The following is a 20,143-nucleotide window of genomic DNA, read 5'->3' as shown; positions in this document are numbered from 1 at the left end:
TCACTCCGGGTCGCCGGCGTGCCGCCGGGGCGGGGCCGCCAGGTACGGCCGGACGCTCTTGACCAGCATCGCCATCTCGTAGCCGAGCACGCCCGCGTCGGCCTCCCGGTCGGCCAGGACCGCCAGGCAGGTGCCGGCCCCGGCGGCCGACACGAACACGAGCGCGGTGTCGAGCTCGACCACGACCTGCCGGACCTCCGCGCCGTTCCCGAAGCGGGATCCGGCGCTCCGCCCGAGCGAGTACAGCCCGGACGCCAGTGCCGCCAGGTGGTCGGCGCTGTCGTTGTCGAGGCCGTGGACGCAGGCGACGAGGCCGTCCGCGGTGAGGAGCACCGCGCTGCGCGTGTACGGGACCCGCTGGACCAGGCCGCTGAGCAGCCAGTCGAGATCCGTGAGCCGACTGGTCTTCGTCGCCGCTTCGCCGCCCATGGTGGTGCGCTCCTTGCCGAGGTGGGAGGTCGGGGTCATGGCTGGTTCTCCGACTGGGCGAGGCCGAAGCCCCGTTGGAAGGCGGCCATCAGACCCGGGTCGTGCACGGGTTGTTCGGGTGCGTCGGCCCGCCGCGGGGCGGGGGCGTCCCGCAACTGCGGGGCCAGGTGGTGCTGGGCCCGGCGGCGGGGCAGGGGCGGCCGGTCCGGGTCCGTCCGGGCGGCCGGTACGGACACCGTCATGGGCACGGGCACGGGCATGGGCACGGGCACGGGCGACGGGGCCACGGGGGTGGTGGGGGCCGGGGCCGGGACGGGTGCCTGGACCGGTGCCGGCGGCGCCAGACCCAGACCCAGGTCCAGGCCCAGGTCGAGGGTCGTCTCGGCGGCCGGCGTCTCCCCCGGCTCCCAGCGCTCCGTCTCCTGCCGCACCGCCCCGGGCCGCGTACGCGTGTCCGGGCGCGGCGCGGGGGGAGCCGCCCACGTCGGTGCGGCCTGCGGGGGCCGCGCGGCCGCCGGCTCGGGCACCCGCCGGAGCTGCGGGTGCGGCTCCCGTCGCGGGACCGGCTCGCGTCGCGGCTGCCGTGCCGGCTCGGGCTCGTGCCCCGGTTCCGGGGGCGCCTGCCGCTCCGGCTTCGGCGGTGGCACGGCCACCCGTACGGGCTCCAGCGGGGGCATGCCGCCCCCTTCCCCGGTCCCCCACGAGGTGGCCCGGGAGCCGCCGAGCGCGTCGGCGGCGCTGGGCGCCTCCGCCCCCAGCAGTTCCTGGGGCAGCACGAGCACGGCGAGCACGCCGCCGTAGATGTTGGACTTGAGCTCGACGGCGATCCCGTGCCGGCGGGCCAGCGCCGAGACCACGAACAGGCCGATCCGCCCGTCGGACAGCAGGTGCCGGACGCTGATCTGGTCGGGGTCGGCAAGCAGCGCGTTCATCCGGTGCTGCTCCGCGGCCGGCATGCCCAGCCCGCGGTCTTCCACCTCGACGGCGATGCCCGCGGTGACCCGCTCGGCGCGCACCACCACGTCGGTGTCGGGGGCGGAGAACACGGTGGCGTTCTCGACGAGTTCGGCCAGCAGGTGCACGACGTCGGCGACGGCGTGGCCGCGTACGGTGCCGCCCGCCGGGGGCACCACCTTGACCCGCGTGTACTGCTCGACCTCCGCGACGGAGGAGCGCAGCACCTCGCTCAGGTCGATGGGCCGGGTCCACTGGCGCCGGGAGGCGGCGCCGCCGAGCACGGCCAGGTTCTCCGCGTGGCGGCGGATCCGTGTGGCGAGGTGGTCGACGTGGAAGAGCTCCCTGAGGAGGTCGGGGTCCTCGACCGTGTCCTCGAGCTCGTCGAGCAGCGAGATTTCCCTGTGCACGAGGGACTGGAGCCGGCGCGCGAGGTTGACGAAGACCTCGACCTTGCGGTCGCTGTCGGACGGCGCGGCCGGGCCGGCCAGCCGTACGAGGGTCGTGTGCGCCTGTTCGCGGGCGCCCCTCAGCTCCTGGGAGAGCAGCCAGAACTCGTCCACCCGGGCCGGGTCGATGCCGGGCGGCGGTCCCGTCGGGCCGCCGCGGACCTGGCGGACCGGCGGCTCGCCCCGCTCCAGCCGCTCGGCGGCGGTCCGCAGCTCCTGGCGGCCGCGCACGCTGGAGCGACGCAGGGCCTCACAGCGGTCCCGGACGGCCTTGGCGGAGCGCTGGGCCCCGAGCAGGGCGGCGGCCAGCGCGCCGACGACGAGCAGGGCGCAGCCGGCCAGGACCGGCCACAGCCGGGCGTCCCGCTCCCCCGCACCCCCGCCGAGCTGCAGCGTGAAGATCACCGCAGCGGCTCCGCTGAGCGCTGCGGCGAGCGTCGGCAGCAGGGCGGCACGGACCAGCTGAGGCCGTATCTGCCGGCCGGGACCGGTGACGGCGTGTCTCGACGGGGCGTGGCGGGCGGCGCGGAGTCCGGACATCGGCGTCCTCTACGTGGGGCCCGGGCCCCGCGGGGTTCCGGGGCCCGGTGTTGATCACCGGATACCCACGCTAGACCGCACGATCCCGCCCCTGACAGCCAGTTGGGGAACTTGACCGGGCTGCTTCCCGCTCCCGGTGGAGCGCTCGTACGACAGCCCGAATCCGCCGGGGGCGCACGTTCCCGACCACCGCCTGCGACGCACCACCCTCGGTCCTCCGGGACGGCTGGTGCCCCCGCTCGATCTCGTTCGTTACGAGCCGACGGACTCCGGCTCCTCCTGGCCGTCGACCGCCGCCGATGTCACCCGGGCGGCTGTCGCTGTCGCTCCCCCCGCCTCGAGCCGGGGCACGGCCGCAGGACCGTCGACCGGCCCGGCCGGCGATGCGCCGAGGACGAAGGGCCGCCACCACGGTTCGGCGGGTACATCGGCCGCGCCCGGCTCGAACGGCTGGCCCGGGATCGGCAGCGCGATCGCCGCCCCCATGGCCTCGGCCGCGGCCACGGTGCCCTCGCCGGGCTCGTCCCACGGATGCGGGGCCAGGTTGAATGTGCCCCAGTGGATCGGCAGCATCGTGCCGTGCGGGATCCCGCCCTGGAGGTCGAGGTGGGCGCGCATGCCCTCCTCGGGGGTCATGTGGATGTCGGGCCAGTACTCCGAATAGGCCCCGATCTGGATCATCGTGGCGTCGAAGGGGCCGTGCTCGGCGCCGATCTCCCCGAACCCGGGGAAGTAGCCGGTGTCGCCGCTGTGGAAGATCCGGTGCTCGTCGCCCGCGACGACCCACGAGGCCCACAGGGTGGTCTGCTGGTTGCGCAGGCCGCGCCCGCAGAAGTGCCGGGCCGGGGTGGCCGTCAGCGAGAGCCCCGCGACCTTCGTGCTCTCGTTCCAGTCGAGCTCGCGCAGCCGGTCCGGTGACACCCCCCAGCGCTCCAGGTGGGCGCCGACGCCGAGCGGGACGGCGAAGACGGTGTCCGAACCGGCCAGCTCCTTGATGGTCGGCAGGTCGAGGTGGTCGTAGTGGTCGTGCGAGATCACCACGACGTCGACCGGCCCCAGCGAAGCCAGCGGTACGGGTACGGGATGCAGCCGCTTGGGCCCGGCGAACGGGAAGGGAGAGCACCGCTCACCCCAGACCGGGTCGAACAGCACGCGGCGCCCGTCGATCTCCGCGAGTACGCCGGAGTGCCCCATCCAGGTTAGGCGCAGCCCGCTGGCCGGCGGCTTCGCCAGCTCGGCGAGGGTCGTCGGGTAGACCGGGACGGGAGCTCCGGGGTTCCGCCGGATCCGCTGCTCCTTGTGGAAGTAGATCTTGGCGAACTCCAGCATGGAGCCGGAGGGCCTGGTCCGGGCCCCGACCGGGTTCTGGAAGGCACCGTCGGCGAAGTTCGGCGAGCGGTGGATCCGCTCCAGGCGTGCGCCGGACGCATCCGCGCCGAAGGCTTCGGGCCGCAGGGCGCGCAGCCGTGGACGCAGGGGACGGGAGCCGGTCAAAGCGCCTCCTGGGAGGGTGGGGCGGATGGGGCGGACGGCCCGAGGGGCCGTACTGGTTTCCGGTGTATCACCATGCCAACGCGCACCGGCCCCGAAGGATTCCGCCGCGCGTCCCCCTCCTCCTACCCCGTCCTCCTGCCCCCTCCCGCTCCCTTGCTCCGCCGCTCCCCCTTTTCCGCTGCTCCGCCCCTCCCGCACCGGCCTAGAGCGGCAGCAGGTCCGGACGCTTCGCCTCCACGTGGTCCCCGGAGGACTCCCCGCGCAGCCGCCGCCCGATCCACGGCACCAGATGTTCCCGCGCCCACTGGATGTTGTCCCGGGTCACGTCCACGGAGCCGCGCGGCTGTTGCGGCGGCCACGGCTGGTCGGGGTCGGCCGGCACCTCGAGCCCCAGCACCTGGGCGGCGCGCAGCGCGACCCGGGTGTGCCCCTCGGGCGAGAGGTGCAGCCTGTCGTCGTCCCAAGCGCGCCGGTCCTGTACGGACTTCAGCGACCAGAGGTCGAGCACCGGACAGTCGTAGCGGTCGGCGATGGCGCGCACATGGGCGCTGTACGTGGCCACCTTGCCCCGCAGGTGCTTGAGGACCGGCACGCCGCGGGTGTCGAAGCCGGTGGTGATCATGACGTGGCCGACGGCTCCCGTGAGGTCGGCGACGGCCGCCTCGAACCGCTCCGCCACGTCGTCGGGGTCACTGCCGGGCCGGATGATGTCGTTGCCGCCGGCGCAGAAGCTCACCAGGTCCGGTGCGAGCTCCTTGGCCCTGGGGACCTGTTCGGCCACGATCTGGTCGAGGAGGCGCCCCCGCACGGCCAGGTTCGCGTACCGGAATTCGTGTTCCTCGCGCTGATCGGCCAGGAGTACGGCCAGCCGGTCCGCCCAGCCGAGAAAGGTCTCGCCGGGCCCCGGGTCCCCCACACCCTCGGTGAAGCTGTCCCCGATCGCCGCGTACGAGCCGATGGTCTTGAGTGTCGTCTTCGTCGCTGCCACGAGAACACATCCTTCACCCCAGGACGTGACCTACGCCATCGTAGGAAGGGGTTGACGGTCCGTGATCTATACCACCTGGTCGGTGCGGAATAACAGGGCGTGAGGCCGGGACCCCCCTCGGGTCCCGGCCTCACGAGTCCGGCTGCCTCTCTCCGGCGGCGGGAGCCGTCAGATGCTCACACCCTTGGTGCGGAGGTAGGCCAGCGGGTCGATGTCCGAGCCGTAGGACGGGCCGGTGCGGATCTCGAAGTGCAGGTGCGGGCCGGTCGAGTTGCCGGTGGAGCCGGAGAGGCCGATGGTCTGGCCGCCGGTGACGCTCTGGCCGGCCGAGACGGAGAGCTGGGACAGGTGGCCGTACTGGGAGTACTTGCCGTCCGCGTGCCGGATGACGACCTCGTTGCCGTACGCGCCGGCCCAGCCGGCGGAGACCACGGTGCCCGCGCCCACGGCCCGGACGGTGGTGCCGGAGCTCGCGATGAAGTCGACACCGGTGTGGTAGCCGCTGGACCACATGGCGCCGGGGGTCTTGTACTGGGTCGATACCCCGCCGCCGACGGGGGCGACGAAGCCGGCGGCCGTGACCGTACCGGCGGCGGACTTGGCGGCCGTGCTCTTCTTGGCGGGCGCGGCGGCGGCCGCGGCCGCGGGGGCGGCGGGGGCCGGTGCGGCGTCCGCGGAGCCCTTGCCGGCGGAGGACGGGGCCGAGTCCGGGACCGAGGACTTCTTCGCCGGGGCCGGAGCGGACTCCCGGGCCGGAGCCTGCGCGGCCGGCGCCGCCTCGCCCCGCGCACCGAGGGTCAGCTTCAGCCCGGGGTGGATCAGCGACGGGTCGGTGCCCACGGCCTCGCGGTTGTCGGCGTACAGCTGCTGCCAGCCGCCCGAGAGGTGGCGGTCGTAGGCGATCTTGGAGAGGCAGTCGCCCGGCACGACCGTGTAGACGGCCGGCGCGGACTGCGCGGCAGCGGCGGGCGCGGCCTGCGGCGCCGCCGGAACCTGCGGGGCCTGCACGGGAGCCGATGCGGGGGCGGCGGCCGGGGCGCCGGCCGCATGGGCGCCGGCGGCACCCAGCAGCGGCAGCGCGAGGGCCGCACCACCGGTGCCTGCGACGGCGAAGCCGCGCGCCACGGAACGGGACTTGGGACGGCGGTGCTTACCCTTTGCAGGCATGGCGAATTCCTCTCCGTCGCCTGCGAGGTGAGCTGTCGGGTTCGGACTGGAGATGTCCGGCAGCACATGAACGGAACATGCACGGCTTCACCCCGAGCTGCGCCGATACAAAGATCGGGAACAGCGGCTTACCTGGTTCCCCCGCTCCTGCCGCGCGCGTGAATAGTCGGGTGCGGTTTCCGGACGGCGGCAGGATTCGGCGGTCCATCCGGATCGATCGCGAAGGTAATCGAGTTGAGCCACCCCGAACAAGCCGCGAATTTTCCGACGGATTCACAGACCCGGGAGTTCGAGGGAATTCCGGTCACCCTGCGTCCATTACCGGCCGCCAACAACCGCTCCGGCCGGGCCATTCGACTTCGGCGATCAGGCACTCACGGTCACCGTATGATCTGGCTCACGGGGCTGCGCCCGATCTCGCCTCCCGCTACGGCAAGTTGGTCTCAAGCAGCTTAATTCGGACATCCCACGACGACGCGGAGGAGTTCCCGTGACCCAGCAGATACCCCAGCCCCCGCGGACGGAGCCCGTGCCGGAGCCCGAGCTGGCCGGAGTGCGCAACTTCCGTGACGTGGGCGGCTTGCCGACGGTCGACGGGCGGAGAGTCAAGCCGGGAAAACTGTTCCGTAGCGGACATCTGGCACATGCCACCGAAACCGATGCAGAATTCCTCGCATCGCTCGGCCTCCACACGATTTTCGACTTCCGCAACGGCGCCGACCACGCCTTGGAGGGACTCGACGTCGAGCTTCCCGGCGTGCGGAACGTCAACATCCCGCTGTCGGATCCGGCCGCCGGGAGCGAATTCTGGAAGATGGTTCGCGCCGGCGACCTCGAACAGCTCCGCGGAATCCTGGGCGAGGGGAAGGGTGCCGCCCGGATGACCGACTCGTACCGCTCGATGGTCGAGCACCGCACCGCCGAGCACGGCCGGGTCGTGCGCGCCCTCGCCGAGGACAGCATTCCGGCGCTCATGCACTGCGCGGCCGGCAAGGACCGGGCCGGCCTTTCGATCGCCGTCACCCTGCTCGCGCTGGGCGTCGAGCGCGAGGCGATCGTGGCGGACTACCTGGAGTCCAACGCTCCGCACCGCCGCTACCGGGTACGCCGGACCAGCGACGCCCCCGAGGCCCGTTCCCCCGAGGTGATGGAGCTGCTCGCGCCGCTCTTCGACGCCCGCGCCGAATACCTCACGGCCGCCTTCGACACCATCGACGAGCACTGGGGCGGGGTCGACCGGTACCTCGCCGAGGGCCTCGGACTCGCGCCCGAGACCCTCGGCCGGCTGCGGGAGCAGCTGCTCGACTGACGGCCCGAACCGGCCGTGGAGCAGGCCGTCAGCCGCCGGCGACGGCCTGCTTCACCAGCGTCCTGCCGAAGTCCCACATCAGGGCGCCCCCGCCGTGCGCCTCGTCCATGACCGCGCGGAAGGCGCCGACGAACCGGTCGACGTCACCCTCGTCCACGATCAGCGGCGGGATGAGCTTGATGACCTCCAGATGGTCGCCGGAGACCTGCGTCAGGATCCGGTGCTTCTGCAGCAGCGGCACCACGACCATCTGTGCGAAGAGCCCCTTGCGGGCCGCCTGGAGCATGGCCCACCGGCTGCGCAGCCCCAGCGAGGACGGCCGCCCGAACTCGATGCCGATCATCAGGCCGCGCCCCCGTACCTCGTGGAGCAGCTCGTACTCGTCCACGAGCGCCGCGAGCCGCCCGCGCAGCCGGTCGCCCATCGCGCGGGCGTTGGCGACCACCGACTCGTCCTCCATGACGGAGAGCACCGCCAGCCCGGCGGCCATCGCCTGCGCGTTGGACCCGAAGCTGGCGGAGTGCACCAGCACCCGGTCCATGGACGAATAGACCTTCCGGAAGATCCATTCCTTGCCCAGGGTCGCTCCGACCGGCACATAGCCGCCCGAAAGGGCCTTGGCCACGCACACCAGGTCCGGCTCCACGCCCGGCTCGTTCTGGTACGCGTAGAAATCGCCCGTCCGGCCGAGCCCCGTCTGCACCTCGTCCGCGATCAGCAACGCCTTGTGCCGGTGCAGCAGCTCCTGCGCCGCGAGCAGGAACCCGGGCGGGGCCGCGAGCACGCCCTTGCCCTGGACCGGCTCGACGACGAAGGCCGCGACGTCGCCCCGCTTCAGCTCCCGCTCCAGGGCGGCCAGGTCCCCCAGCGCGATCTTCGTATCGGGCAGCAGCGGCGCGAAGCCGTCCCGGAACCCCCCCTCCCCGTTGACCGAGAGCGAACCCGTGGTCAGCCCGTGGAAGGCGTGGTCGCAGTAGAGGACCCTCGGTCGCCCGGTGGCGTACCGGGCGAACTTCAGGGCGGTCTCCACGGCCTCGGTGCCGCTGTTGCCGAAGAAGACCCGGTCCAGGTGCGGGCTGTACGTCAGCAGCTTCTCCGCCAGCAGCCCCGGCAGCGGCTGGCAGTCGAACCGGGTCAGGTCGGCGAGCTGCGCGTCCAGGACGTCGTGCAGGGCCCGGCGGACCACCGGGTGGTGGCGGCCCAGGCCCATGACGCCGAACCCGGCCAGCATGTCCAGGTAGTCGTTCCCGTCGGCGTCCCAGAAGTGCGCGCCCTCGGCCCGTACGTAGACCTTGTCGAAACCGATCGTGTGCAGCATCCGCGGCAGCTGGTGGTTGAGGTGCTTGGCGTGCAGTTCGTACCGTTCCCCGCCCCGCTCGTCCAGCAGGGCGCGGAGGTCGAACCCGGTCACTTCTTCTCCCGGTTCCCCGAGACGGTCTCCCGGGCCGCACGCAGGGACTCCTTCAGGGAGCCCATGGTGGCGAGTACGGCGGTGGGCTCGTAGCCGCAGTGCGCCATGCAATTCGCGCAGCGCGGGTCCTTTCCGCGGCCGTACTTGCTCCAGTCGGTCTCCTCGATCAGTTCCCGGTACGTCGGCACGTAGCCGTCGCTCATCAGGTAGCAGGGGCGCTGCCAGCCGAAGAGGGAGTAATTGGGAATGGCCCAGGCGGTGCAGGGGAAATCGACCTTGCCTTCCAGGAAGTCGAGGAAGAGAGGGGAGTGGTTGAGCCGCCAGCGTCCCCGGTTTCCACCGGCGAAGGCCTTCTTGAAGAGTTCCCTGGTCTGTTCGACGCCCAGGAAGTGCTCCTGGTCGGGCGCCTTTTCGTAGGCGTAGGCGGGCGAGATCATCATTTCGTCGACCTTGAGGTCGTCATTGAGGTAGTTGAGCACCTCGATGATCGTCTGCGGAGTGTCGGTGTTGAAGAAGGTGGAGTTGGTGGTGACCCGGAACCCGCGGCGCTTCGCCTCCTTGATGGCGGCGACCGCCTCGTCGAAGACGCCCTCCTTGGCGACCGACTCGTCGTGCCGTTCGCGCAGCCCGTCGATGTGCACGGCGAAGGCGAAGTACGGGGACGGGGTGAACTTCTCGATCTTCTTGCGCAGCAGCATCGCGTTGGTGCACAGGAAGACGTACTTCCGCTTGGCCACCAACTGACGCACGATCTCGTGGATCTGCGGGTGCATCAGGGGCTCGCCGCCCGCGATGGACACCATGGGCGCGCCCGACTCCAGGACGGCGCCGACGGCCTGGGCGACCGGCATGCGCTGCTTGAGCACGCCGGCCGGGTGCTGGATCTTCCCGCACCCCTCACAGGCCAGGTTGCAGGCGTAGAGCGGTTCCAGCTCGACGATCAGCGGGAACTTCTCACGCTTGCGGAGCTTCTGTTCGAGAAGATACGTCCCGACCCTGATGGACTGTCGCAGTGGCATGGCCATCTGGCTCACCTCCTGGGGAGCAGCAAAGAACGGTGCCAGTCATGAAACGCGGGCAGTAGGGCACGCAGTACGCGGAAGGCCGATATTCCACCGCGGAACGTGCCGATACGGACGAGCTCGTGCTCCGGAGCGTCCACGATCACCCGGACGGCCGCAACCGGACGGTTCCAGCCATCAGCGGCGGCCCGGGTGGCCGTCCACAGGGTGGCCGCGGACTCCATGTCGACCGCGACGGCGCCGGTGGCGCGCAGCTGGGCGCGTTCCTGGCCCCGGACGACATGGTCGGATCCGGTCAGTGCGCCGGTGTGCACGGTCCGGCCGGGAGCGGCCCGGGCCAGTGCCTCGGCGAGCAGGGCGGTGCCGGCGCAGCCGACGGTGCCCCGCGGATCCCGGGTCTCCTCGGCGACGACCAGGTCGCCGGGGCTCATGCCGGGGACCAGCCCGGCGCAGAACCCGGTGGCGAGCACGGGGGCCCGGCGCAGCCCCGGCTCGGCGAGCGCCCGGCCGACGGCCCGCTCGGCGGCGCGCGGACCCATGCCCGTACGCAGCACGGCGTAGCCCGGTTCGGGGCGGGCCGCCCCGCGGCCGCCGCCGCTGCGCAGCGCCGCCTGCTCGATGCGCAGCGCGCAGGCGACCAGCAGCGGGGCGTGCGGTTCGGCGGGCGGCGGCGCGGGCCCGTCGGCCCGGTCGGCGGCGGCCATCAGGCCTCCCCGGGCGCGAACGGTTCTCCGTACAGGTAGCGGCCGAGCGCGGTGAGCGGGAACACCTGCCGGTACAGGTGGTAGTTGATGGAGAAGTCCCAGGGGAAGCCGGTGCCGGTGAAGTACGGCTCGTCCCAGGAGCCGTCCTCGCGCTGGGTCTCCACCAGGTACCCGATGCCGCGCTCGACGGCCTTGCCGTCCCGCTCCCCCGCCGAGAGCAGCGCCATGAGCGCCCAGGCGGTCTGCGAGGCGGTCGAGGCCCCCTTCCCGGCCCACTCCGGGTCCTTGTAGGAGCGCTGGTCCTCTCCCCACCCGCCGTCCTCGTTCTGTACGGATTCCAGCCAGCGCACGGCCCGCCGGATCGCGGGATGCCCCGGGGCGAAGCCCGCGGCCGTCAGGGCCGGGACCACCGACCCGGTGCCGTACACGTAGTTGGTGCCCCAGCGGCCGAACCAGGCGCCGCCGGGCTCCTGTTCGGCGAGCAGCCAGGCGATGCCGCGCCGGGTCCGCGGATCGGCGGCCTTGCCCTCGACGGCGAGCATCTCCACCACGTGGGCGGTGACGTCGGCCGACGGCGGGTCGATGACCTCGCCGAAGTCGCAGAACGGCAGCCGGTTCGGTAAGGGACTGGTGTTGTCGGCGTCGAAGGCGCCCCAGGCCCCGTTCCCGGACTGCATGCCGAGGTTCCAGGAGACCCCGCGGGCGATGGCCGCCTCCACCCTGGCCGGCTCCGGGTGCCGGATCCGGCGCAGGGCGAGGACCACCTCGGCGGTGTCGTCGATGTCGGGGTAGGTGTCGTTGTGGAACTCGAACGCCCAGCCGCCGGGGGCGAGTCCGGGCCTGCGGACCGCCCAGTCGCCGGTGCGGACGATCTCCTCGCCGAGCATCCAGTCGGCGGCCTTCACCAGGGCGGGGTGGTCGGGCGCGAGGCCCGCGTCGGCCAGGGCGATGGCGGCGAGGCAGGTGTCCCAGACCGGGGACTGGCAGGCTTCGACCATCCGGGCGCCGTCCTCGCGCCACACCGCGAACCGGTCCAGGGACTCCAGGCCGGCCCGCATCACCGGGTGCGCGAGGTCGTAGCCGAGCAGGTGCAGGGCGATGACGGAGTACACGGCGGGCGGCTGGATCCCGCCCCAGCAGCCGTCGTTCTCCTGGCGTTCGATGATCCAGCGGGCGGCGGTGTCCATCGCGGCCTTGCGCAGCCGGCGCGGGGCGAACCGCCGGTAGACGTGCAGGGCCTTGTCCATCCGCTGGAACACGCCCTCCCAACTCATGAGCGGGGCCGGGCGGTTGACGGGGGGATACGGCCGGCGCGCATCGGTGTGGAGCTCGTCGAGTGCGAACGGGGCAGGGCGGACGGGGCGCTTGGCGGAGACCACGGTCAGCGGCACGATGGTCTGGCGGGCCCAGCAGCCGAAGTCGTAGATGTTCAGCGGCACCCACGGCGGCAGGAAGACCAGCTCGGGCGGGAGTTCGGGCAGGTGGTCCCAGCTCCACCAGCCGAACAGGGCCAGCCAGATCCGGGTGAAGACGCGGGCGGCGGCGATCCCGCCGTGGGCCCGGACCCAGGCCGAGGCGCGGGCCATGTGCGGGGCGTCGGGCGCATCGCCGGCGAGCCGCAGGGCGACGTACGCCTCGATGGTGGCGGAGAGTTCGGGCGGTCCGCCGTGGAAGGTGGCCCAGGTGCCGTCCTCGCGCTGCTCGCCCCGGATGAAGAGGGCGGCGGCCTGTGTGGTCGCCTCGTCGCGGATCCCGAGGAACTGCCGCAGCAGCAGGTCCTCGGCGTCCATGGTGACGTTGGTCTCCAGGTCGCCCTTCCACCACCCGGCCGCGTCCTGGCGCGCCAGCAGGTGCCGGGTGGCCCGCGCAGCGGCCTCCTGCGCACCCTGCACCGTGTCCGGCGTGGTGGAACCCGGGTCGGCGCCGAGGGTACCGGCGCCGTCGGTCGTCGCTGTCATGGCTTCCCCTTACGTGGCAGTTGTCCTCTGCTGTGCTGGGGTATGCCGTCGGCCGGGCGCTGCTGTCAGCGGGCGCCGGCCGGCGACTCGCGAGTCATATCCCTGCTCGGGTGGCGATCACCTCTTGCGCACGACGACGAAGTCGGCGAGGGCGACGAGCTGTTCGCGCACCCGCTGCGGCATGTCCACGTCGTCCAGCGCCCGGATGGCGATCGCGTGCTGGCGCCGCGCCTCCTCGGCGGTCCACTCGCGCCCGCCCGCGGCCTCGATGAGCGCGGCGCGGGCCGCGAACTCCTCCTCCGAGAAGTTCTCGAAATCGTTGCTCTTGGCGTCGGCGGCGAGCAGCTTCGCGAGCTCCTCGCACGCGGGTCCGCCCGCGGCGAGGGCGGCGACGACCGGCAGGGACTTCTTGCGCTGGCGCAGGTCGCTCCAGGTCTGCTTGCCGGTGGACTCCGGGTCGCCCCAGATGCCGAGGAGGTCGTCGACGGCCTGGAAGGCGAGGCCGAGGTGGTAGCCGTACTCCTCCAGCTTGTCGGCCGTACGGTCATCCGCGCCGCCGAGGACGGCGCCGATGGAGACCGCGCAGGCGAGCAGGGCGCCGGTCTTGTTGCCCTCCATCTCCAGGCACTCCTCGACGCTGACGCGCTCGCGGTGCTCGTAGGAGATGTCCTGGGCCTGGCCGTCGATGAGCTTGCGGCTGGCGGTGGTCAGCCGGCGCGCGGCGCGGCCCGCCTCGACGGTGCCGAGTTCCAGCAGGACCTCGTTGGCGAGGGCGAACAGTGCGTCGCCGACCAGGATCGCGAGGGCCGGGCCGTGCACCTTCCACACCGTGTCGCGGTGGCGGCGCTGCTCGTCGCCGTCCATCAGGTCGTCGTGCAGCAGCGAGAAGTTGTGGACGAGCTCGACGGCGACCGCGCCGGGGATGCCGACCTCGGCCGCGGCTCCCGCGGCTTCGGCGGAGAGCAGCGCGAGGGCGGGGCGCACGGCCTTGCCGCCGTCGCCGTCGGCCGCGTTGCCCTGGGCGTCGATCCAGCCGAAGTGGTACGCGGCGACGGTGTCCATGGGCGCCGCGAGCCGGTCCACCGCGGCGCGGAGCACGGGGGTCGACAGCGCGCGGCCGCGCTCCAGGAGTGCCAGCGTGTCCGCCTTCTCCACGCCCCCTCCGGCTGCGCCGTTGCCGGCATCCGTGTTCTCGACAGCCGGGTTCCCCGGGTTCACTGGCTCTCCTCTGGTTCCTGTACGTGCTGCTGCGGTCGTGCTGGTGGTCGTCATGCCGCCTCCTGCAGGGGGTGCTCCCGGTGGCGGCCGAGTGCGGCGAGCGCGGCGTGCGCCGCGCTCAGTCCACTGCGGACAGCGCCCTCCATGGTCGCGGGCCAGCCGGTGGCGGTCCACGCACCGGCGAGGTAGAGGCCCGGCGTGTCGGTCCGCGCACCGGGGCGCAGCCGGCCGACGCCGGGGCTGGGGGCGAACGTGGCCGTCCGCTCCCGGGTGACGAAGAAGTCCCGTACCTTGGCGCCCCGCGCGGCCGGCAGCAGCCGTTCCAGCTCGGGCAGGTACTTGGTGCGCAGCACCGAGACGGGCTCGTCGATGTCGTCCTGGGCTGCCGACTGGGACAGGGCCAGGTACTGGCCGCCGTCGGGCAGCCCGGAGGCGTCGGTGCGGTCGAAGACCCACTGGACCGGGGAGCCGAGCGCGGCGAAGAAGGGCTGCTTGAGCACCTTGCGGTCGTAGACGACGTGGACGTTGAGGATGGGCGCGGTGCCGATGTCGAGCAGCTTGTCCGGGTCGGCGAGCGCGCCGGGCGGCAGCAGTCCGTGGGCCTCGCGCTGCGGGACGGCGAGGACGACGGTGCCCGCGCCGAGGGACGCGCCCTCGGTGTCGACGCGCCAGTTCCCGTCCTGCGTACGGGAGATGGACGTCACGCGGGTGCGCAGTTCGGTGCGTACGCCGGCGGCGTCGAGCTGCTTGCGGGCGAGGGTGTCGTGCAGGTCGCCGAGCGGGACCGACGCCCAGCCGATGTCGGCGGCGCCGTTCTCGGAGAGCAGACCGGTCTTGAAGACCATGGCGGCCAGGCCCAGCGAGGACTGGCCGGCGGTGGCGTTGAGCGTGGCGATGCCGACGAGGTCCCACAGGGCCTCGATGGTGCGCGGGCTCTGGCCGTACCGGCCGAGCCAGGTCGCGAAGTCCAGGCCGTCCAGCGCCGGGTCGGCGGGGTCGAGCCGGCGCAGCGCGAGGGCGGCGCGGCCGACGCTCACGCGCTCGGCGAGCGAGAGGTGCGGGTAGCGGGCCAGGGAGCCCGCCAGGTGCAGGGGTACGGGCAGGGCGGTGCGGCGCAGCCGGCCCAGGCGCGGTCCGCCGGGGTGGGCGACGTCGAGCACGGGTACGTCGAGCCGGTCCTGCAGCGGTGCGAGGGCGGCGCCCTCGACGCGGTCGAGGAACCACCGGTAGGCGGTGCAGCAGCGCAGGTAGACGTGCTGGCCGTTGTCGACGGTGAGCTCGCCGCGCTTGAAGGAGAACGCCAGCCCGCCGAGCCGTGGCCGGCCTTCGAGCAGGGTGACCTGCACTCCCGCGTCGGCGAGTTCGAGGGCTGCCGTCACTCCGGCGAGGCCGCCGCCGATGACGACGGCGCGGTTGTCGCTGCCGTTCATGAGCCCTCCCCGGTGCCGTGGCCTGCGGTGCCCGCCCGGAGGGACGCGGCCGCCCGGACCGGGGTTGCGTCCGCGACGGGCGCGGCGGGCGAGGGCATCGGCCGGGTCACGCGCGCCTCCGCGTGCTCTGGCGCGAGATGGTCCGCGCGTCGAGGCCGGACAGGCCGCGCACGGCGACGTACGCCTTCTCGTGCGTGGGCAGCGAGACGCGGCCGCGGAGCACCGCGTCGGGCTCCCGCTCGATCCGGTCGAGGAGGCGCCGGTAGATGCCGGCCATGGCGGCGACGCAGGCGCCGCTGCGCCGGTCGAGCATGGGCAGCAGCCGGTAGCCCTCGACGAACAGGGCGCGGGCGCGCCGGACTTCGTGGTGGACGAGCCCGGCGAAGTCGGCCCCGGCGGGCATCCGGTCGCTCCCGAACCCCTCCGAGCAGCCGAACTTGGCGAGGTCCTCGGCGGGCAGGTAGGTGCGCCCGTTGGCGGCGTCCTCGCGGACGTCGCGCAGGATGTTGGTGAGCTGGAGGGCGAGGCCGAGGGTGTCGGCGTACTCGTCGGCGCGCGCCGCGTCGGCTGCGCCGGGGCCTGCGGTGTCCACCGTGCCGAACACGCCGAGCGAGAGCCGCCCGATGGCTCCGGCCACGCAACGGCAGTAGGCCTTGAGGTCGTCCCAGGTTTCGTACGTCTCGCCGCGGACGTCCATCAGGACGCCGTCGATGAGCTCGTCGAGGCCGCCGAGCGGGATCGGGAAGCGGCGTGCCGCGTGGGCGAGGGCCACGGCGACCGGGTCGGTGTCGTCCTCGTCGATCTCTTCGGCCCGGATCCGGCCGAGCAGCGCGCGGGTCTCCTCCAGCCGGACGAGCTTGGCCTCGGGGGCCAGCGCGCCGTCGCCGATGTCGTCGACCCGTCGGGAGAAGGCGTAGAGCGCGGACATCGCCTGCCGCTTGTCGGAGGGCAGCAGCCGGATGCCGTACGCGAAGTTGCGCGCCTGCGAACCGGTGACGGCCTCGCAGTAGCTGTAGGCCGCCAGGACCGGTGCGGACGGTGCGGACGTGTGTGTGGAACCCTCCACGGTCGGGCTCACCCCTTTCTCGGCGCTGTGCGCAGGACGGCGGCCACCTCGCGGAGCAGGCCGCTCCTGGTGGGCTTGGGCGGGCCGGGGAGTACGTCGAAGCCGGCGGCGGTGACGGCTCGCAGGGCGGCACGCCCTCCTCCCACGAAGCCCGCGAGCAACAGCCGGAGCCTGCCGTGCACGCTACCCACGAGCGGGGTGCCTTCATTCAGGAGGCCGAGGGCGCGTTCGGCTTCGAACGCGACCAGGGACCGTACGGACGCCCCGGCGTGGTGGGCCTTGAGGTCGGCCTCGGCCACGTGGAAGCGGCGCATGTCCTCGGCCGGGAGGTAGATCCTGCCCCGGCCGAGGTCTTCCGCGACGTCCTGTACGTGTTCGACGATCTGCAGGGCGGTGCAGATCGCGTCGGAGCGGCGGATCCGCTCGGGGGTGCTGGTGCCGGTGAGGGACAGCACGAGGCGGCCGACCGGGTTCGCGGAGAGCTCGCAGTACGCGAGCAGGTCGCCGTACGTCTCGTAGCGCGTGACGTGCTGGTCCTGGCGGTTGGCCTCGATGAGCCCGAGGAAGGGCTCCGGGGTGAGGCCGTGGGCGCGGACCACGGGCCGCAGGCCCTGCAGCAGGGGGTGGCGCGGCGGGCCGTCGGAGCCGCCGAAGACGCGCCGCAGGTCCGCCTCGAAGGCGTCGAGCATCGCGAGCCGGTCGTCCGCCGCGGCCGGGTCGAGGCCGAGGAGCACGGCGTCGTGGCCGCCGGGGGCGAGGTCGCCGTCGCCGATGTCGTCGACCAGGCGGGCGTACCCGTACACCGCCGTCAGGCCGTCGCGCCAGGCGCGCGGGAGGAAGGACGGGGCGACGGGGAAGTTCTCCGTCCGTGCCTTGCCGAGGGTGGCGCGCGCGTGGGCGTCGAGGGCTGTGGGGGCCGCGTCCCGCCGTGGCCGGATACCGTGCCCGCGGGTCACCGCCCGCCGCCCGCGCGGGAGACGGCCGTAATGCCTGGGGGCCGGAGAATTCCCGTAGCCATTGCCGTCACATCTCCCGTTCTACACTGCCGACCCAATACATCCTATTTCGGACACGCCGCCGGACTTTCCCCGGGGTACCCCAGGCCGTTCACCTGCGGGGAATCGTCCCCTCTGACCGCGATTGAGGCCTGCTCCAGCTTACGCTGTACAACGCCGCGGCAGCCTCTCGGGTATTCACTCCGCTACCGAATGTCGGCTTCCGGCTTCCCGGACATGCCGAAGCCCCCGCCGCTGTGGGCGACGGGGGCCGGCGAAGAGCACGGTCAGGCGCTGGTCGCCTTCTCGTAGGCCGAGACGACTTCCTCCGTGGGCCCGTCCATCAGCAGTTCACCCTTCTCCAGCCACAGCACACGGCTGCAGGTGTCGCGGATGGACTTGTTGTTGTGGCTCACCAGGAAAACGGTTCCGGCGTGCTGGCGCAGTTCGCGGATGCGGTCCTCGGAACGCACCTGGAACTTGCGGTCACCGGTGGCCAGGGCCTCGTCGATCATCAGAACGTCGTGGTCCTTCGCCGCCGCAATGGAAAAGCGGAGGCGCGCGGCCATACCGGAGGAGTACGTGCGCATCGGAAGGGAGATGAAATCGCCCTTGTCGTTGATGCCCGAGAAGTCGACGATGTCGTCGTACCGCTCCCGGATCTGCTCGCGGCTCATTCCCATCGCGAGACCGCCGAGGACCACGTTGCGCTCACCGGTGAGGTCGTTCATCAGTGCGGCGTTGACACCCAGCAGCGAGGGCTGGCCGTCGGTGTAGACCTTGCCGGACTCGCAGGGCAGCAGGCCCGCGATGGCACGCAGCAGGGTGGACTTGCCGGAGCCGTTGGAGCCGATGACGCCGATGGCCTCGCCGCGGTACGCGGTGAAGCTGACGCCGCGCACGGCGTGCACCCGGCGGACGCCCGGCGCATCGCCCTTGCCCCGGCGCATTATCTTGCTCAGCGCCGCAGTGGCACTGCCCTTGCCGGCGCTGCCGGTGTTGACGCGGTAGACGATGTGCACGTCGTCGGCGATGACGGTGGGGACGCTGCCCCGGTTGATCTCAGCCACGGCCGTAACGCTCCTCAGCCTTCCAGAAGTACACGAAACCGCCGAGGCCGATCACGACGGCCCAGCCGACGGCGAAGGCCCAGACGTGCGGCGGCAGGTTCTCCCGCCCGTAGTCGTCGATCAGCGCGAACCGGACCAGGTCCATGTAGATCGCTGCCGGGTTCCACTGGAGCACGTCCGTGACCCACGCGGGCACGTGCCTGTCCTCGAGCGCCCCGCTGATCGAGAACATGACGCCCGAGGCGTACATCCACGTACGCGTGATGAACGGCATCAGCTGCGCGAGGTCGGGGGTCTTGGAACCCATCCGCCCGAAGACCAGCGCGAGGCCGGTGTTGAAGACGAACTGGAGCGCCAGGGTCGGGATGACCAGCAGCCACGAAAGCCTCGGGTAGTTGCCGAAGCCGACCGTGACGACCAGCACCACGATCATCGAGTACAGCAGCTGCTGGAGCTGCTGCATCGAGAAGGAGATCGGCAGGGAGGCGCGCGGGAAGTGCAGCGCGCGGACCAGGCCGAGGTTGCCGGGGATGGCCCGGACTCCCGCCATCAGCGAGCTCTGGGTGAAGGTGAAGACGAAGATGCCCGTCACCAGGAAGGGGATGTAGACCCCCTTCTCCATGCCCCGGCCCGCGTTCATGATCAGACCGAAGATCAGGTAGTACACCAGCGCGTTGAGCAGCGGGGTCGCAACCTGCCAGATCTGGCCGAGCCTGGCCTCGCTGTACTGGGCCATCAGCTTGGCCCGGGAGAACGCCATGATGAAGTGGCGCCGGTCCCAGAGCTGCCGCACGTACTCGACCAGGGACGGCCGGGCACCGCTGACGGACAGGCCGTACTTCCTGGCGAGCTCCGCCGGGGTCAGCCCCGCGTCTTCGGACGGCGGCTTGCTCGTGGCGAGGGCGCCATCCTGGGTTGTGTCACTCACAAGTTGAAACTTTCCGTCTTCAAGATGCGGCAGAAGGTGGCATCGGGCCTGGGGCGCTCGGCCCGTGATCATGCATGTTCCGGGGGCACGCGTGTTCCGTGACCACGTATGTTCTCAGACGCGAGCGCGTCAGATGACAGGCGGTCGGCCCAGCCGGGTCAGCCGCCAGACCGTACGCCACTTCATGGGGCGCCGGGGGCCGCAGGGGGTGGTCCATCCCTCCTTGAACCCACCGAACCAGGCCTTGAGCGCCGGCACCGACGGTCTGCGCAGGAGCGTCAGCAGGAGCCAGACGCCCAGGTAGACCGGTACCAGCGGGGCAGGCAGGTTACGGCGGGCGAGCCACACCCGGTTACGGGCCACCATACGGTGGTAGACCGCGTGCCGGGAGGGGGCGGTCGTCGGATGCAGGAGCACCATGTCCGCCCGGTAGTCGATCAGCCACCCTGCGTCGAGTGCCCGCCAGGCGAGATCGGTCTCCTCGTGCGCGTAGAAGAACTCGTCCGGCAGCGCCCCGACCTGCTCGAACACCTCCGTGCGGACGGCGTTGGCGCCGCCCAGGAAGGTGGTCACCCGGGAGGAGCGCATCGGGTCCGCGGCGCGCAGCCGGGGCACGTGCCGGCGCTGGGTCTCGCCGGATTCCGGATCGGCGATCCGGAAGCTGATGATCCCGAGCTTCGGGTCCTCGGCGAAGGCCTGGCGGCACAGCTCGGCGGTGTCGGTGCGCTCCAGCAGCCCGTCGTCGTCGAGGAAGAGCAGGGCGTCGACCTCGCGGCCGCCGGGGCCGAAGGCCTCGATGCCGACGTTGCGGCCGCCGGGGATGCCCAGGTTCTCGGGCAGGTCCACGGTGCGTACGCCCGGCGGCAGGTCGGCCAGCCCGGTGACCCGGACGCCCTGGCCCACGACGACGACCTCGATCGGGTCGCCCTCCTGGCGGGCCACCGAGTCGAGGAGCGCCTTCAGCTCGTCGGGCCGGTTGCCCATGGTGATGATCACGGCGCCCAGCCGCAT

General features: G+C 72.4%; 17 protein-coding genes and 1 riboswitch. Of the genes, 1 reads left to right on the top strand and 16 read right to left on the bottom strand.

Annotated elements, in window-relative coordinates; translation table 11 throughout:
• The 5 genes from IF09_RS0119795 to IF09_RS0119775 form a co-directional block, all read right to left on the bottom strand.
• On the bottom strand, positions 1–429 hold the full coding sequence (locus tag IF09_RS0119795) for a roadblock/LC7 domain-containing protein (RefSeq protein ID WP_030297488.1): 429 nt from the start codon (positions 427–429) through the stop codon (positions 1–3).
• Between the two features lie 35 nt (positions 430–464).
• Complete coding sequence (locus tag IF09_RS0119790) at positions 465–2,372, bottom strand: sensor histidine kinase (RefSeq protein WP_051832655.1); 1,908 nt, start codon at positions 2,370–2,372, stop codon at positions 465–467.
• A gap of 252 nt (positions 2,373–2,624) precedes the next feature.
• The gene (locus IF09_RS0119785; RefSeq protein WP_030297485.1) at positions 2,625–3,866 is read right to left on the bottom strand and encodes an MBL fold metallo-hydrolase; all 1,242 of its coding nucleotides are present in this window, start codon (positions 3,864–3,866) and stop codon (positions 2,625–2,627) included.
• Between the two features lie 202 nt (positions 3,867–4,068).
• Positions 4,069–4,854: an SGNH/GDSL hydrolase family protein gene (locus IF09_RS0119780; protein WP_030297484.1), complete on the bottom strand. Its 786-nt coding sequence runs from the start codon at positions 4,852–4,854 to the stop codon at positions 4,069–4,071.
• 168 nt (positions 4,855–5,022) lie between these two features.
• On the bottom strand, positions 5,023–6,021 hold the full coding sequence (locus tag IF09_RS0119775) for a M23 family metallopeptidase (protein WP_030297482.1): 999 nt from the start codon (positions 6,019–6,021) through the stop codon (positions 5,023–5,025).
• 4 nt (positions 6,022–6,025) lie between these two features.
• Positions 6,026–6,233, bottom strand: a riboswitch (cyclic di-AMP (ydaO/yuaA leader).
• 278 nt (positions 6,234–6,511) lie between these two features.
• Between IF09_RS0119775 and IF09_RS0119770 the strand changes: the two genes are divergently transcribed.
• Positions 6,512–7,330 (top strand): tyrosine-protein phosphatase, encoded by an 819-nt coding sequence (locus tag IF09_RS0119770; RefSeq protein WP_030297481.1) that lies wholly within the window; start codon positions 6,512–6,514, stop codon positions 7,328–7,330.
• 28 nt (positions 7,331–7,358) lie between these two features.
• Here the strand turns inward: IF09_RS0119770 and IF09_RS0119765 are convergent, their stop codons facing one another.
• The 11 genes from IF09_RS0119765 to IF09_RS0119715 form a co-directional block, all read right to left on the bottom strand.
• The gene (locus IF09_RS0119765) at positions 7,359–8,741 is read right to left on the bottom strand and encodes an aspartate aminotransferase family protein (RefSeq protein ID WP_030297480.1); all 1,383 of its coding nucleotides are present in this window, start codon (positions 8,739–8,741) and stop codon (positions 7,359–7,361) included.
• Positions 8,738–9,766, bottom strand: a complete 1,029-nt coding sequence (gene hpnH, locus IF09_RS0119760; protein ID WP_030297478.1) for an adenosyl-hopene transferase HpnH — start codon at positions 9,764–9,766, stop codon at positions 8,738–8,740. The genes IF09_RS0119765 and hpnH overlap by 4 nt, the downstream gene beginning before the upstream one ends.
• 5 nt (positions 9,767–9,771) lie before the next feature.
• Positions 9,772–10,467, bottom strand: a complete 696-nt coding sequence (locus IF09_RS0119755) for a 1-hydroxy-2-methyl-2-butenyl 4-diphosphate reductase (RefSeq protein WP_037635443.1) — start codon at positions 10,465–10,467, stop codon at positions 9,772–9,774.
• The gene (shc, locus tag IF09_RS0119750; protein ID WP_030297475.1) at positions 10,467–12,425 is read right to left on the bottom strand and encodes a squalene--hopene cyclase; all 1,959 of its coding nucleotides are present in this window, start codon (positions 12,423–12,425) and stop codon (positions 10,467–10,469) included. The genes IF09_RS0119755 and shc overlap by 1 nt, the downstream gene beginning before the upstream one ends.
• Positions 12,426–12,542: 117 nt before the next feature.
• Positions 12,543–13,643 carry a polyprenyl synthetase family protein gene (locus IF09_RS0119745; protein WP_418953062.1) on the bottom strand — a complete coding sequence of 367 codons (1,101 nt, stop codon included), beginning with the start codon at positions 13,641–13,643 and terminating at the stop codon, positions 12,543–12,545.
• Positions 13,644–13,693: 50 nt separating this feature from the next.
• Positions 13,694–15,073, bottom strand: a complete 1,380-nt coding sequence (hpnE, locus tag IF09_RS0119740; protein ID WP_030297472.1) for a hydroxysqualene dehydroxylase HpnE — start codon at positions 15,071–15,073, stop codon at positions 13,694–13,696.
• A gap of 106 nt (positions 15,074–15,179) precedes the next feature.
• Positions 15,180–16,151 (bottom strand): presqualene diphosphate synthase HpnD, encoded by a 972-nt coding sequence (gene hpnD, locus IF09_RS0119735; protein WP_418953061.1) that lies wholly within the window; start codon positions 16,149–16,151, stop codon positions 15,180–15,182.
• Complete coding sequence (gene hpnC, locus IF09_RS0119730) at positions 16,148–17,095, bottom strand: squalene synthase HpnC (RefSeq protein WP_078613349.1); 948 nt, start codon at positions 17,093–17,095, stop codon at positions 16,148–16,150. Before hpnC ends, hpnD begins: the two co-directional genes overlap by 4 nt.
• 326 nt (positions 17,096–17,421) lie before the next feature.
• Positions 17,422–18,204 (bottom strand): ABC transporter ATP-binding protein, encoded by a 783-nt coding sequence (locus tag IF09_RS0119725; protein WP_030297465.1) that lies wholly within the window; start codon positions 18,202–18,204, stop codon positions 17,422–17,424.
• The gene (locus tag IF09_RS0119720; RefSeq protein ID WP_030297464.1) at positions 18,197–19,132 is read right to left on the bottom strand and encodes an ABC transporter permease; all 936 of its coding nucleotides are present in this window, start codon (positions 19,130–19,132) and stop codon (positions 18,197–18,199) included. The genes IF09_RS0119725 and IF09_RS0119720 overlap by 8 nt, the downstream gene beginning before the upstream one ends.
• Before the next feature lie 129 nt (positions 19,133–19,261).
• On the bottom strand, positions 19,262–20,143 hold the full coding sequence (locus IF09_RS0119715) for a glycosyltransferase family 2 protein (RefSeq protein ID WP_418953064.1): 882 nt from the start codon (positions 20,141–20,143) through the stop codon (positions 19,262–19,264).

The sequence above is a fragment of the Streptomyces katrae genome (assembly GCF_000717655.1).
Lineage (GTDB): Bacteria > Actinomycetota > Actinomycetes > Streptomycetales > Streptomycetaceae > Streptomyces > Streptomyces katrae_B.
The sequence above is the reverse complement of the archived record's forward strand: the minus strand, read 5'-3'. Positions and strand labels throughout refer to the sequence as shown.

What these genes read in the sequence shown, in the direction of transcription:
- IF09_RS0119795 (WP_030297488.1), bottom strand. Translation starts at nt 429, where the DNA reads ATGGGCGGCGAAGCGGCGACGAAGACCAGTCGGCTCACGGATCTCGAC.
- IF09_RS0119790 (WP_051832655.1), bottom strand. Translation starts at nt 2,372, where the DNA reads ATGTCCGGACTCCGCGCCGCCCGCCACGCCCCGTCGAGACACGCCGTC.
- IF09_RS0119775 (WP_030297482.1), bottom strand. Translation starts at nt 6,021, where the DNA reads ATGCCTGCAAAGGGTAAGCACCGCCGTCCCAAGTCCCGTTCCGTGGCG.
- hpnH (WP_030297478.1), bottom strand. Translation starts at nt 9,766, where the DNA reads ATGGCCATGCCACTGCGACAGTCCATCAGGGTCGGGACGTATCTTCTC.
- IF09_RS0119755 (WP_037635443.1), bottom strand. Translation starts at nt 10,467, where the DNA reads ATGGCCGCCGCCGACCGGGCCGACGGGCCCGCGCCGCCGCCCGCCGAA.
- shc (WP_030297475.1), bottom strand. Translation starts at nt 12,425, where the DNA reads ATGACAGCGACGACCGACGGCGCCGGTACCCTCGGCGCCGACCCGGGT.
- hpnE (WP_030297472.1), bottom strand. Translation starts at nt 15,073, where the DNA reads ATGAACGGCAGCGACAACCGCGCCGTCGTCATCGGCGGCGGCCTCGCC.
- IF09_RS0119715 (WP_418953064.1), bottom strand. Translation starts at nt 20,143, where the DNA reads ATGCGGCTGGGCGCCGTGATCATCACCATGGGCAACCGGCCCGACGAG.